Origin of the sequence: Salinicoccus sediminis (assembly GCF_000986795.1) — a bacterium.
Classification (GTDB): Bacteria; Bacillota; Bacilli; order Staphylococcales; family Salinicoccaceae; genus Salinicoccus; species Salinicoccus sediminis.
Map to the genome: position 1 here is coordinate 92,514 of NZ_LAYZ01000024.1, position 13,057 is coordinate 105,570.

The window sequence follows — 13,057 nt, forward strand, 5'->3', positions numbered from 1 at the left end:
GTGGACCACCTTTCATTTACCTTCTTCTCTTTTTATGCGCGTACTCCGTCCGCTTTCGGCTCCTGTGCCGCTTCAGCCCCTTCACTGCCGTCAGTCCTTTTGCTCATCCAGGTGGCGATCAGCGAACCTGAAATATTATGCCAGACACTGAAAAGTGCCGCCGGCACTGCGGACAGTGGTGAGAAATGTGCTGCTGACAAAGCAGCGGCAAGGCCGGAGTTCTGCATGCCGACTTCTATCGAGGTCGCCTTCTGATCCGCAAGGTTCAGACCGAATACTCTGGCAGCCAGGAATCCGACGGTATACCCGACCACATTATGCAGTATGACGACCAGGAATATAAGGAGCCCGGATTGGACGATCGCTTCAGTGTTGGCTGAAACGACTGCTGCGACAACACCGACGATGCCGATCACTGATATGAGCGGCAATATTGCAATGCCTTTTTCAATGCGGTCACCTGCAAGGTACCTCACGACAAGCCCCAGAATGACAGGGACCAGGACAATCTGGACGATGGATACGAACAGATCCATGAAAGATACAGGCAGCCATGCACTGGCCAGCAGCAGTGTGAGCGCCGGGGTGAGCACCGGGGCAAGTACAGTGGATACCGCCGTGGCTGTGACCGACAGTGCCGTATTCCCTTTCGCAAGATATGTCATGACATTGGAGGACGTCCCTCCCGGTGTGCACCCGACCAGGATTACACCCACCGCAATTTCAGGCGGAAGCTGGAACAGCATGACGAGTCCCAGCGCGATGATCGGCATGATTGTATATTGGGCAATGACCACGATAAATACGATTCTCGGGGCATTCAATACCCTTTTGAAATCCCCGGGCTTCAATGTAAGCCCCATGCCGAACATGATGATTCCGAGAAGCAGATTGATATAGGCACCAATCCATGTAAATCCTCCGGGGAATAAAAACGATATTACTGCAAATAAAATCACCCAGACTGCGAAAGTGTTTCCCACAAACTGGCTGAATCTGGCTACAGCGTTCATTACAGACCCTCCTTCATTGGACAGCAGTTTATTCAGTTTCGCTTGAAACTATAAAGAGTATATTAGCAGATAATTCAAAATTATCCTAGGTCTTTATTTAAAATCTTTTGAATCTTTTAAATATGAAAGAGCCGCCGGCGGAGGATAATCAATCACTGCCCGGAGGCTGGCACCGCTTGCATAAAGGTGTGAAAAAATTATATGATTTTGATATATAATTTCGCCGTTTTATATTATAATGATTATAGATTATTAAAAGGAGACAGCAGAATGGGATTACGCGAAGCTAATAAAGAGCGTCGTCGTTCCGGCATAATCAGGACTGCAGAAGAACTTTTCGTAAAAAATGGGTTCAACGCAGTGCATATGCAGGATATTGCCGATGCTGAAGGTATTGGAATCGCCACGTTATTCCGGTACTTCCCTAAAAAGAAGCAGCTGATTTTAGCAGTAGCAACTTCAATAATGGAATCAGAAGCAGATGCTTTCAAAAATATACTGGACCAGCCCGGCCGTACAGCATACGAAAAGCTTGAAGACTGCTTTAAATATATGAAAGACTCAAAGAATCACCCCGGAGCAAAAAAATCCAAATTCAATGACGCTTTTCTGGTCTATGCAGACAATACATTGGAGCCGCTGGACAACATGCTCCCCTACATCAACGCACGCAGACGGATTGCAGACCATTTCATGGAACTGATCGATATGGGAAAAGAGGATGGTTCGCTGCATTCTGAGAGATGCTGCAGAAAAATAATGCTGCCGATACTCAATAATTTCGGCATCTATACGCAAAAACTTGCGATGAGTGATCCAATCACCGATCCAAACGGCGACCTGTCAACTGAACACCAGCTGGAAACCGTGAGCAGGATATACCTCGAATATTTAAAACCTGAATAACAAAACAGCACCCGGCCTGAATCAGGCCGGGTGCTGTTCTGTCTGCTATTCGCCGTTGTTGCGGCGGTCCAGGTTGTTTCTTCTTTCACGTGAAGCATCATAATCATATTCACTGTTCTTTAGGGAGCTGCGGCGCTTTTCATCTGTATCATTCAGGGTTTCACCGTCATCCCCGGACACTTCATCATTGAAACCTGACGTGCCGCCGCGCCTCGTATATTCTTCCTCCGTCACCGGTTCCGTGGTCTCCTGGGAATCAATGTTCCCGTCGACATAGCGGTCCGGTTCCCCGCCGATGTTGTCTTCATCCACATAGCGGTCGTCACCGCGCTCAGAACGTTCGTCATCATATGCGGACAGGCCGGCTGCCCCGTCTTTCTGCCGGTCCCTGTATTCACGCTCGGTCTCATCATCTATCGCACGGTACTGGCGGGTCGATTCGAGATCATCCTCCCCATATGAACGGTCGCGGTTCCGGGACTCGCGTTCATACGTTTTCACGTCATCCCGGCCATGGTCACGCGCTGCGCCGGCAGCACCAGCGCCCGCTGCAGTGCCTGCCGCCCTTTCCGATTCGGGAGTACGGCGGTCTTCTGTGAATTGTTCCCGTCTCCTTTCCTCTCCGGCAGAATAATCGTCATCGTGTGTGATGACACGGTCCTTCCGGACAAAGAGCAGAATGGCTGCAATGACGAAGAACAACGGAATGAGACCCGTAATGACTGCAAATACCAGCGGTGCTGTCAGCACACCTGCTATGAGCAGCAGGAAGCCGGCCAGTATCCTCCGTCTCAGCGTAAGCAGTCCGAACAGCCCGATGATCAGAGGCACTGCAAGATAGAGTGCAATCATCCATGAATTGTTGAGCATGCTGAGTACTGCATCAGTCATCTGGTCAGGTGAGAGATCTCCTGACCCCTGCTGCGCAATTGCATCCTGCACCTGCATTCTGACTGACTCGATGAATGCAGGGTCATTCACCATCACAAGGGAAAAGAATAGAATTAAACCTGTAATCGCAAGCAGTGCAATCCATGCCAGCCAGCCAAAAATCCTTTCAGCTATCCGGCTGACCGGCTCTACAGTTTGTGTGTAGTGTTTTTTTGCCATATTATCCTCCAAATATTTATGCCTTCATACTGAATATTACCCCACAGGCCATATTTTAATCAAACATACTTGATGCGATCGGGTAAAATTCCTCTGAGAATCTGATGTGTAAAAAAGCAGGCTGTGATTTTCACAGCCTGCGGGATCAGACTTTTATCGTCACGTCCTCTTCCATATCCTTCAGCTGCTTCACAGCCTGGTATGCCTCCATGCCGCTGCTCTGTTTAAAGTCACGGAATATCGTCTTCTCCTCTGCCTTGGAGGGGACCACAATTTTAAATCTGTCATACCGCTCTTTGAAGACACGGGAGTTTATCCCATTGTCGAATGCAGCTTCCACTGCTTCAAAGAATTGTACGACATCAATGACTTCTTCGGTCGTCCAGTCGACATCGATCGGGTAACTGTATTCTTCTGCCATGGATTCATCACTCCTGTATGAAAAAAGGCGTCCTTAGCAAAGGACGCCTGATTTATGATTCTAACGATTACATAGTGTGGATCGGTTTGCCGAGGACAACGTCTGCAGCTTCCATCGGAATTTCACCGAGTGTCGGATGCGCATGGATTGTCAGGGCAATATCTTCTGCAGTCATGCCTGTTTCAACAGCAAGGCCGAGTTCGGCAATGATGTCCGAAGCTCCTGTACCTGCCACCTGGGCACCGATAAGAAGCCCGTCTTCTTTGCGGGAAACAAGTTTGACGAAGCCGTCTGTTTCGTTGAGACCCAGTGCGCGGCCGTTGGCTGCGAACGGGAATTTACCTGTTTTGACTTCGAACCCTGCCTCTTTGGCACTGGCTTCATTGTGGCCGACAGTGGCAAGTTCCGGTTCAGTGAAGCATACAGCCGGGATTCCGAGGTAGTCCACTTCGGATTTTTCTCCGGAGATCGCTTCTGCTGCAACTTTGGCTTCATAGCTCGCCTTATGGGCAAGTGGAAGCCCTGGAACGATATCACCGATTGCAAAGATGTTGTCGATGGAAGTCCTGGATTGTTTGTCCACTTCCACGAGACCTTTGTCAGTCATCTTGATGCCGAGCTCTTCGAGACCGAGTTCGTCTGTGTTCGGACGGCGTCCGACAGTGACGAGTACATAGTCCGCTTCGAGTTCTTTCGTTTCGCCTTTGACTTCATAAGTGACTTTGACGCCATTGTCTGTTTCCTCAGCAGATTGTGCCATCGCTTCGGTTTCGATTGTAACGCCTTTTTTCTTGAGGTTCTTTTTGACAACCTGGGTCATCTGCTTTTCGAATCCGCCGAGGATGTCTTTGGTACCTTCGAGGATGGTCACTTCAGTGCCGAAGTTTGCATAGGCTGTACCGAGTTCTGAGCCGATGTAGCCGCCGCCGATTACGACAAGTTTTTCAGGTTTTTCTTCAAGAGCGAGCGCTCCTGTGGAATCCAGCACACGCTTGCCGAATTTGAATCCTGGGATTTCAATCGGACGTGAACCTGTAGCGATAATTGCATTTTTGAATTCATAAGTCTGGGACTGTTTTTCATCCATGACTTTCATCTTGTTAGAGTCGACGAAGTACGCTTCGCCTTTTACGATTTCCACTTTGTTGCCTTTGAGCAGCCCTTCAACACCGCCGACGAGTTTCTTCACGACGCTGTCTTTGAATGACTGCACTTTTGAGAAGTCCAGTTTGACGCCCTCAGTCACAACACCCATGTCTTCAGAGTGCTGAGCCTGGTGGAAACGGTGCGAGGAAGAGATCATTGCCTTGGAAGGAATACATCCGACGTTCAGACATACACCGCCAAGGTCACCTTTCTCGACGATCGTCACTTTCTGGCCGAGCTGTGCAGCACGGATTGCTGCAACATATCCGCCCGGGCCGGCGCCAACTACTACAGTATCAGTTTCAATAGGAAAATCTCCAACTACCATATGCTCTTATCCCTCCATCAGTAATAATTCCGGATTGTTAAGCAGACGCTTAACATGGTTCAATGCATTCTGTGCTGTCATACCGTCAATCTGTCTGTGGTCGTAGCTCATAGAAAGCGCAAGTACCGGTTTAGCAACGATTTCACCATCCACCACCATAGGTTTCTGTTCAATGCGGCCGATGCCGAGAATTGCAACTTCAGGCTGGTTGATGACCGGTGTGAACCATTGTCCGCCTGCTGATCCAAGGTTGGAAATCGTCATGGATCCGCCTTTCATTTCCTCACCGCTCAATTTGCCGTCACGTGCTTTGCCGGCAAGCTGATTGATTTCATCAGAAATCTCGAACATTGATTTCTTGTCTGCGTCTTTGACTACAGGTACAACGAGACCTCTTTCTGTATCGGCAGCAATACCAACATTATAATAATGTTTCTGGATTACTTCAAATGTTTCATTATCGATTGAAGTATTCATCTCAGGGAACTTCTTGAGCATGGATACGAGCGCTTTTACCACATACGGAAGGAATGTCAGTTTGACACCCTGTTCAGCTGCCACGTCCTTGAATTTCTTCCTGTGGTTCCAGAGCGCTTCAACTTCCACTTCATCCAGATGTGTAACGTGAGGGGATGTCTGCTTGGAGTTGACCATTGCCTTGGCAATCGCTTTTCTCATGCCGCTCATCTTCTCGCGTGTTTCAGGATACTGACCTTCAGGCGCTGCCTGTTTTGACTCTTTGGAAGTTGGTGCTTCCTGTGCCGCTTCTTCTGTTTCAGCAGATTCAGAAGGCTGCTCACCATTCTTGAACGCTTCAACATCCTCTTTCAGCACACGGCCGTTTTTGCCGCTGCCGGACACTTCGCTGATGTCAACGTCGTTGTCGCGGGCAAACTTGCGTACGGAAGGCATCGCTATGACACGCTCTCCGGAAGTTTCCTTTTTGGCAGATTCCTTATCTTCTGAAGCATTCTCTTTCTTCTCTTCTTCAGACCCGGATTCTTCTTTCTGGGACTCCTCTTTTTTCTCTTCTGATTTCTCGTCGGATGAGCCTTCATCTCCGCTGTCTTCAGAACCGTCGTCGATTGTTACAATCGTTTCACCGACAGTAGTGACAGTACCCTCTTCAACATGAAGTTTCTTGACTGTACCATCAACCGGGGACGGGATTTCAACAACAGCTTTATCGTTCTGTACTTCTGCAAGCACATCGTCTTCTTTGATCTCTTCGCCTTCTGAGATGAACCATTTTACGATTTCACCTTCGTGGATACCTTCACCGATATCAGGCAGTTTAAATTCAAATGCCACAGTAACTTCCTCCTTTAGTAGTGATTAAAAATCCATTACCTGTTTAGCACGCTCTACGATATCATCTTTGTTCGGAAGCCAGATGCTTTCTGCCTGTGTGAACGGATAGACAGTATCAGGTGCTGTGACACGCATGATCGGTGCTTCCAGACTCAGTATGGCGCGTTCTGAGAGTTCTGATGCTACGTTCGCAGCAACTCCCGCCTGGCGCTGTGCTTCCTGGATGACAACCGCGCGGTTCGTCTTTTCAACGGATTTTACCAGTGTTTCATAATCGATCGGCGATACGGTCCTCAGATCGATGACTTCAGCCGAGATATCCTCTTCTGCAAGTGCTTCAGCTGCTTTCATCGCTTCCTGTACCATTGCGCCGTATGCGATCAGTGTGATGTCGTCGCCTTCCTGCTTGACATTCGCCTTGCCGATTTCCACTGTGTACTCTTCATCAGGTACATCTTCACGGAATGAACGGTAGAGCTTCATGTGCTCAAGGAATACAACCGGATCATTGGAGCGGATCGCTTCGATCAGCAGCCCTTTCGCATCCACCGGGTTTGAAGGGATGACCACTTTGAGGCCCGGCGTCTGGGCCATGAGGCCTTCCAGTGAGTCAGCATGCAGTTCAGGTGTGTGAACCCCGCCGCCGAATGGCGCACGGATTACTACAGGCGTTTCTTTGGACGCCCCGGAACGCGCTCTGTGACGGGCAATCTGACCGGCTACGCCGTCCATCGCCTCGAAAAGGAAACCGAAGAACTGGATTTCGACAACCGGACGGTAGCCTTCCAGCGTAACCCCGAGTCCAAGGGAAGTCAGTCCGCTTTCTGCGAGCGGTGTATCGAATACGCGATCTTCCCCGAATTCTTTCTGAAGGCCTTCAGTAGCACGGAACACACCACCGTTTACACCGACGTCTTCACCGAAGACGAGGACATTCTCGTCATTTTTCAATTCAGTGGCCATCGCATCAGTGATTGCCTGAATCATTGTCATCTGTGCCATTGATTATTTCGACTCCTTTTCTTTATATACTTCATACTGCTCTTTCAAGTTGGCAGGCATATCTTCATACATGTTATCCATCAGCTGTGTGACAGTCTGTTTTTCAGTCGCGTCTGCTTCTTTGATTGCAGCCTTGACATCTTCTTTAGCCTGTTCCATCACTTCGTTTTCCTTCTCTTCGCTCCACAGGCCTTTCTCTTCGAGGAACTTGCGGAAACGTACGAGCGGATCTTTTTTCTCCCAGTCTGAATCCTCATCGGAAGTCCTGTAGCGGGTAGGGTCGTCCCCGGCCATCGTATGCGGTCCATAACGGTAGCATAGTGTTTCGATTACAGTCGGACCTTCACCCGCCACTGCACGGTCGCGTGCATCCTTGGTCACTTTGTAGACCGCAAGCGGGTCCATGCCGTCAACGAGTACGCCCGGCACACCTGATGCAACCGCTTTTTGGGCAAGCGTTTTTGCCGCAGTCTGCAGTTCACGCGGAGTGGAGATTGCGTAGTTGTTGTTCTGGATTACGAAAATTGCCGGTGCAGCATAGGCACTCGCAAAGTTGATGCCTTCATAGAAGTCGCCCTGGGAAGTACCGCCGTCACCTGTGTAAGTGATGGCCACCAGATCTTTGCCGCGCTTTTTGATGCCGAGCGCAACACCTGCAGTCTGTACATACTGCGCACCGATGATGATCTGCGGGCTGAGCGCGTTCATGCCTTCAGGGAACTGGTTCCCTTTGAAGTGTCCTCTTGAGAACAGGAATGCCTGGGTCAGAGGCAGTCCCTGCCAGATGAGCTGTGGTACATCGCGGTACCCGGGCAGGATGTAATCCTCTTTATCAAGAGCGAACTGGCTCGCCAGCTGGGAAGCTTCCTGGCCTGCAGTCGGTGCATAGAAACCAAGGCGCCCCTGACGGTTGAGCGAGATTGAACGCTGGTCCAGGACACGCGTCCATACCATGCGCTTCATCAATTCCACAAGCTCCTCATCTGATAAGTCAGGCATTTCCTGTTCGTTGACAATCTTGCCGTCCATATCCAGAATCTGGAACATTTCAAACTTACTTTCGATCTCTTGCAAAACTTTTACAGGATCGAATTTTTTCTTCGGTGCCATAAACTGTTCACCATACCTTTCAAATTTTCATTGATTAACTATATTCTATCATATGCTGTTATATTAGTAAAATAAACGCTACTATAACAGAAGCTTTGAAACGTTGATTTAAAAGGGTTCTCTGTACCATAACAGCAAAATCTGTTATATAATACAGCGCTTTCATTAATTATTCCTCGATCACATCCTGGATCTCTTTTTTCAACTCGTTCACTTTCTCGGTCTCTTCACTGAATGCGGCGCCCGTCTCCTCAACTTCCTGATATTGCTCGTTCAGGCTGTTCAGGCGTTCATCCACTTCATCCTGTGACACGTCCTCCTCTCCGAGATATTCAAAAACCTCCTTCTCGCTTTCCAGGACAGACTTGTAACTGTCAATCATATCGCTATGAGCCTGATACCTTGCCTCCATCGCTTCCACAAGTGATTCCGCCCTGTCCCTGTTGGTTTCATTGGAAATCTCCTCTATATATTGAGTGGACGTTTCCATACGGCTTCTGCTCTCCCCCATTACGCCGGCTTCGGCATCCAGCTGATCGATGCGGGCATCGGTGTTTTCCACGAGCTCTGAGCTGATCTCAGGCAGTTCCTCCCTTGATGCATCCTGTAGTGATTCCTGAAGCTCCCCTTTCTCACTCTCCAGGGAATTGAACTCCTCGGAAACCGTCTCAATCTCCTTTTCCACCTCAACCGTCTCTTGAAACGCATTATAGAAATCCAGAAGTTCGTCTTCATCAGAAGAGCAGCCGGCCACAAACATAACCGCCAGCCCCAGACCCGCTATCATTTTTCGCATACTTCAACCTCCAAAGATTAATTGGATTGAATATTAATAATTTGTGAATATCACAATCCCTCGTATATTATAGTATAATAAATGAGGGTATTTATGAAACAGGAGGGTTAAGAATGCTCACAACAAAAGATATCGTCCGCGACCCGGATCCGATTCTCAGGAAGAAAGTGGCGGAAATAGAAAAAATAGATGATGAGACTGTAAGCCAGCTCAAAGAAATGAGGGAGTACCTGGTAAACTCCCAGAATGAAGAGACTGCCGAAAAATACGGGCTCAGGCCCGGCGTCGGCCTGGCCGCGCCGCAGATCGGCCTGGACAAGAGGATGCTTGCCGTCTATATGGAAGATGAGGATGGCGTGGCTGAACACGACTATATGCTGATCAACCCGAAAGTGAAGAGCCATTCCGTGACAGAAACCTATCTTCCGGGCGGCGAAGGCTGCCTGAGTGTGGATGAGGATGTCCCCGGTCTGGTGCACCGCTATCAGCGCATAAAGATCAAGGCGCTTGACACAGAGGGCAAGCCGGTTGAAATCAAGGCGAAAGGACACCTCGCGGTCGTGATCCAGCACGAGCTCGACCACCTTGACGGCATCATGTTCTATGACAGGATCGATGAAGATATGCCGATGGAGCCCAAAATCGGCGCTCGGCCGGTTGAATTTTAAACCATCTCATGTAAAAAGACGCGGCGGGTTCACATGAACTCGTCGCGTCTTTGTTTGAATGGTATGTTCCGTTCATACAATTCTTTCTTGAGTGCTTCGAACGTCTCTTCATCAAGCAGTTCCGGATCATGGTTATGGCGCTGCTTATGTACATCCTCATCATCCGCCGGATCTTCGTAGATGAAGTTCATGACGACGACATCCGGGTGCACATTGAATTCGAGCCTCACCATGCTGCGGTCCTGTCTTTCCCGCTCCAAAAGGATCGTCTCGAGGATACGCTTTTCTTTCATATTCCATCCCTCCACTTTCTTCTATTATAAAGTCTTTGCATGTCATACGTCTATAATGTAAAATAAACTTAAGCTGAATGAGGGATGTGGTCTGTATGCTTAGACGTTTACGGAAGAAGCTGAAGCAGAAACTTAGACGCATTCTCGGTAGAAAAGGGTTGTTGAACAACGAATATATGAAGAAGGACGAATAGGTCCTCTGCCCTTGTGCTGTAAAGAGCAGCACACATTTTTTTATTGTGGGGATTACACCCGTCATTTTTAAAGAACTATACAGATATATAAAGGAGTTAATAACAAATGGCAGTTTTTAAAGTATTTTTCCAGGAAACACTGGATAACAGAATCATCCGTGAGGATACAACGACCCGCTATTTTGAAGCGGCGTCCGAAACAGAGGTCAGACAGTCGCTGAAGGACAGCGGCTACAACATCGAATTCGTACAGGAACTGAGTCCCGATCACCTGGCATACGAACGTGAGAACAACGCTGACTTCAACGTGGAGAATGTCTGATGAATCTTGAAAAAGGTGAAGTGGGTGTATTCGCCCTCGGGGGACTCGGGGAAATCGGCAAGAACACCTACTGCATTGAATATAAGGATGAGATCATCGTCATCGACGCCGGGATCAAGTTCCCGGATGATGAACAGCTCGGCATCGACTACGTCATTCCGGACTACACTTATCTGAAAGAGAACCAGGAGCGCATCAGTGCACTGATCATCACCCACGGCCACGAGGATCATATCGGCGGCATACCATTCCTTCTCAAGGAAATCAACGTACCGATATATTCCGGGCCGCTCGCACTGGGCCTGATCCGCAACAAACTGGAGGAGCACCATCTCCTGAGGACTGCGGAGCTCAATCCGATAGAGGAAGACACAGTGCTCAAATTCAAGCATATGTCCGTTGAGTTCTATCTCACGACCCACTCCATACCTGAGGCATACGGCGTCGTGGTGAAGACGCCGGAAGGCAACATCGTCCACACGGGCGACTTCAAGTTCGACTTCACACCGGTCGGCGCGCCCGCCAACATTGCTAAGATGGCACGCCTCGGTGAAGAGGGCGTCCTGTGCCTGCTCTCCGACTCCACAAACGCCACAGTGCCGAACTTCACGATCAGTGAAAAAGCTGTCGGGCAGAATGTGGAAGACATTTTCAGGAAATGTGCAGGCAGGATCATCTTTGCAACGTTCGCTTCAAACATCTACCGTGTGCAGCAGGCAATCGATGCTGCAGTAAAATTCGACCGTAAGATCTGCATCTTCGGCCGCAGCATGGAAAACAACATCCGCATCGGCACAGAGCTCGGCTACATCAAGGCGCCGCCGGAAACGTTCATCGAACCGAAAATGATCAATAAGATCGAAAAGCATAAGGTCATGATACTCTGTACCGGTTCCCAGGGTGAGCCGATGGCGGCCCTGTCAAGGATCGCAAACGGCACCCACCGCCAGATCAGCATCATCCCTGATGATACTGTCGTCTTCAGCTCCTCCCCCATCCCGGGGAATACGCTGAGCGTCAACCGTACAATCAACGCCCTGTATAAAGCCGGCGCTGATGTCATCCACGGCAGACTTTCAAACATCCATACGTCGGGACACGGTTCCCAGGAAGAGCAGAAACTCATGCTGAGACTGATCAAACCGAAGTATTTCATGCCGATCCACGGTGAATACCGCATGCTCCATCTTCATAAGGAGCTTGCCGTCAACACCGGCATGGATCCGGAGAACATCTTCCTGATGGAAATCGGCGACGTGCTGGCACTGAAGAAAGACAGCGCAAGACTTTCAGGCCGCATCCAGGCCGGCACGGTATTCGTGGACGGAATCGGTATCGGAGACATCGGCAACATCGTGCTCCGCGACAGGAAGGATCTTTCCGAGGAAGGACTCGCAATCGTTGTCGTCTCCATCGATTTCAAGACCGGCGAACTGCTCAGCGGACCGGATATCATCTCACGCGGTTTCGTGTACATGAGGGAATCCTACGGTCTGATCCGCAGTGCCGAAAAGAAGATCAAAGGCGATGTAATCAACCTTCTGAACACGAAGGAAGATGCACAGTGGTACCACGTAAAGCAGCTCATCATCGAAGAGCTGAGCAACCATCTGTACAGGAAGACGCGCAGAAGACCGATGATCCTGCCAATGATCATGAGAGTCGACCAGGAAACAGGCGCAGTCAAAAAGTAAATGAACCAGAAAACCTCCCCCGGTCTGCGCCGGGGGAGGTTTTTGCTGTCCGTCATTCTCTGTTGAGCAGTTTTTCAAACCTGTTCAGATCATTATCCTTGCCGATGACGATGAGTACGTCGGTCTCCTTGATATTGACCGTCGGGTCGGGGCTGACGATGATGTCCGCCCCCCGCTTGATGGCGATGACGCTCACACCGTATTCAGCCCTGATATCGAGATCGAGCAGAGACTGTTCCGCAAGCTTTTCAGTGGCGTATATCTCCACGATGGAATGCTCATCGGAGAGCTCTAGGTAATCGAGCACAGATGAAGAGACCAGCCGGTGTGCGATGCGGCGGCCCATGTCCCTCTCGGGATGCACGACCACGTCGGCTCCGATCTTATCGAGGACTCTTGCATGATAGTCACTCTGGGCCTTCACAGTCACCTTTTTCACCCCGAGATCCTTGAGCAGCAGGGTCGTCAGTATACTCGACTGGATATTATCCCCGATTGCCACGATGACGTTGTCAAAATTGCGGAGGCCGAGATTTTTGAGCACAGTTTCGTCGGTTGTGTTGCCGATCACTGTCTCAGTCGCAATATCCGCAAATTCGTTCACACGTTCCTCGTCCACATCTATGGCGAGGACATCCGTTTCGAGCTCTCTCAGTTCCCTGACGATACTGCCGCCGAAACGGCCCAGCCCGATTACTGCAAATTCTTTATTCATCGTTCATTTCCCCTTCATGACTTGTCAG

The 13,057-nt window shown here is 49.6% G+C and carries 14 protein-coding genes; 4 read left to right on the plus strand and 10 right to left on the minus strand.

What is annotated here, in order from left to right; translation table 11 throughout:
- Positions 1–32: 32 nt before the first annotated feature.
- The gene (locus tag WN59_RS09025) at positions 33–1,013 is read right to left on the minus strand and encodes a bile acid:sodium symporter family protein (RefSeq protein WP_046516080.1); all 981 of its coding nucleotides are present in this window, start codon (positions 1,011–1,013) and stop codon (positions 33–35) included.
- Between the two features lie 270 nt (positions 1,014–1,283).
- Between WN59_RS09025 and WN59_RS09030 the strand changes: the two genes are divergently transcribed.
- On the plus strand, positions 1,284–1,919 hold the full coding sequence (locus tag WN59_RS09030) for a TetR/AcrR family transcriptional regulator (RefSeq protein WP_046516085.1): 636 nt from the start codon (positions 1,284–1,286) through the stop codon (positions 1,917–1,919).
- 45 nt (positions 1,920–1,964) lie between these two features.
- Here the strand turns inward: WN59_RS09030 and WN59_RS09035 are convergent, their stop codons facing one another.
- From WN59_RS09035 to WN59_RS09065, 7 genes are all read right to left on the minus strand, one after another.
- A complete protein-coding gene (locus WN59_RS09035) occupies positions 1,965–3,029 on the minus strand; it encodes a DUF4064 domain-containing protein (protein WP_046516088.1) in 1,065 nt (354 codons plus the stop codon).
- 145 nt (positions 3,030–3,174) lie between these two features.
- Positions 3,175–3,450, minus strand: coding sequence for a UPF0223 family protein (locus tag WN59_RS09040; RefSeq protein ID WP_046516092.1), 276 nt, complete (start codon positions 3,448–3,450; stop codon positions 3,175–3,177).
- A 67-nt stretch (positions 3,451–3,517) separates the two neighbouring features.
- On the minus strand, positions 3,518–4,924 hold the full coding sequence (gene lpdA / locus WN59_RS09045) for a dihydrolipoyl dehydrogenase (protein ID WP_046516094.1): 1,407 nt from the start codon (positions 4,922–4,924) through the stop codon (positions 3,518–3,520).
- Positions 4,925–4,930: 6 nt separating this feature from the next.
- Positions 4,931–6,235, minus strand: coding sequence for a dihydrolipoamide acetyltransferase family protein (locus WN59_RS09050; protein ID WP_046516096.1), 1,305 nt, complete (start codon positions 6,233–6,235; stop codon positions 4,931–4,933).
- 24 nt (positions 6,236–6,259) lie between these two features.
- Positions 6,260–7,237, minus strand: coding sequence for an alpha-ketoacid dehydrogenase subunit beta (locus WN59_RS09055; protein ID WP_046516098.1), 978 nt, complete (start codon positions 7,235–7,237; stop codon positions 6,260–6,262).
- Positions 7,238–7,240: 3 nt separating this feature from the next.
- Positions 7,241–8,347 (minus strand): pyruvate dehydrogenase (acetyl-transferring) E1 component subunit alpha, encoded by a 1,107-nt coding sequence (gene pdhA / locus WN59_RS09060; protein WP_046516100.1) that lies wholly within the window; start codon positions 8,345–8,347, stop codon positions 7,241–7,243.
- Positions 8,348–8,516: 169 nt separating this feature from the next.
- Positions 8,517–9,143: a YkyA family protein gene (locus tag WN59_RS09065; RefSeq protein ID WP_046516103.1), complete on the minus strand. Its 627-nt coding sequence runs from the start codon at positions 9,141–9,143 to the stop codon at positions 8,517–8,519.
- A gap of 113 nt (positions 9,144–9,256) precedes the next feature.
- On the opposite strand from WN59_RS09065, the gene def reads away from it, so the two are divergent.
- Positions 9,257–9,811: a peptide deformylase gene (def, locus tag WN59_RS09070; RefSeq protein WP_046516105.1), complete on the plus strand. Its 555-nt coding sequence runs from the start codon at positions 9,257–9,259 to the stop codon at positions 9,809–9,811.
- 29 nt (positions 9,812–9,840) lie between these two features.
- Here the strand turns inward: def and WN59_RS09075 are convergent, their stop codons facing one another.
- Positions 9,841–10,104 carry a hypothetical protein gene (locus WN59_RS09075; protein ID WP_046516108.1) on the minus strand — a complete coding sequence of 88 codons (264 nt, stop codon included), beginning with the start codon at positions 10,102–10,104 and terminating at the stop codon, positions 9,841–9,843.
- A gap of 300 nt (positions 10,105–10,404) precedes the next feature.
- On the opposite strand from WN59_RS09075, the gene WN59_RS09080 reads away from it, so the two are divergent.
- Together WN59_RS09080 and rnjA are read left to right on the plus strand one after the other, a co-directional pair.
- Positions 10,405–10,620, plus strand: coding sequence for a DNA-dependent RNA polymerase subunit epsilon (locus tag WN59_RS09080; RefSeq protein WP_046516111.1), 216 nt, complete (start codon positions 10,405–10,407; stop codon positions 10,618–10,620).
- A complete protein-coding gene (gene rnjA, locus WN59_RS09085; RefSeq protein ID WP_046516114.1) occupies positions 10,620–12,314 on the plus strand; it encodes a ribonuclease J1 in 1,695 nt (564 codons plus the stop codon). The genes WN59_RS09080 and rnjA overlap by 1 nt, the downstream gene beginning before the upstream one ends.
- A 52-nt stretch (positions 12,315–12,366) precedes the next feature.
- Here rnjA and WN59_RS09090 read toward each other — a convergent pair whose 3' ends face one another.
- Positions 12,367–13,029: a potassium channel family protein gene (locus tag WN59_RS09090; protein WP_046516117.1), complete on the minus strand. Its 663-nt coding sequence runs from the start codon at positions 13,027–13,029 to the stop codon at positions 12,367–12,369.
- Positions 13,030–13,057 lie beyond the last annotated feature (28 nt).

Coding starts and splice junctions, on each gene's coding strand:
- WN59_RS09025 (WP_046516080.1), bottom strand. CDS start 1,013: ATGAACGCTGTAGCCAGATTCAGCCAGTTTGTGGGAAACACTTTCGCA.
- WN59_RS09030 (WP_046516085.1), top strand. CDS start 1,284: ATGGGATTACGCGAAGCTAATAAAGAGCGTCGTCGTTCCGGCATAATC.
- WN59_RS09035 (WP_046516088.1), bottom strand. CDS start 3,029: ATGGCAAAAAAACACTACACACAAACTGTAGAGCCGGTCAGCCGGATA.
- WN59_RS09040 (WP_046516092.1), bottom strand. CDS start 3,450: ATGGCAGAAGAATACAGTTACCCGATCGATGTCGACTGGACGACCGAA.
- lpdA (WP_046516094.1), bottom strand. CDS start 4,924: ATGGTAGTTGGAGATTTTCCTATTGAAACTGATACTGTAGTAGTTGGC.
- WN59_RS09055 (WP_046516098.1), bottom strand. CDS start 7,237: ATGGCACAGATGACAATGATTCAGGCAATCACTGATGCGATGGCCACT.
- pdhA (WP_046516100.1), bottom strand. CDS start 8,347: ATGGCACCGAAGAAAAAATTCGATCCTGTAAAAGTTTTGCAAGAGATC.
- WN59_RS09065 (WP_046516103.1), bottom strand. CDS start 9,143: ATGCGAAAAATGATAGCGGGTCTGGGGCTGGCGGTTATGTTTGTGGCC.
- def (WP_046516105.1), top strand. CDS start 9,257: ATGCTCACAACAAAAGATATCGTCCGCGACCCGGATCCGATTCTCAGG.
- WN59_RS09075 (WP_046516108.1), bottom strand. CDS start 10,104: ATGAAAGAAAAGCGTATCCTCGAGACGATCCTTTTGGAGCGGGAAAGA.
- WN59_RS09080 (WP_046516111.1), top strand. CDS start 10,405: ATGGCAGTTTTTAAAGTATTTTTCCAGGAAACACTGGATAACAGAATC.
- rnjA (WP_046516114.1), top strand. CDS start 10,620: ATGAATCTTGAAAAAGGTGAAGTGGGTGTATTCGCCCTCGGGGGACTC.
- WN59_RS09090 (WP_046516117.1), bottom strand. CDS start 13,029: ATGAATAAAGAATTTGCAGTAATCGGGCTGGGCCGTTTCGGCGGCAGT.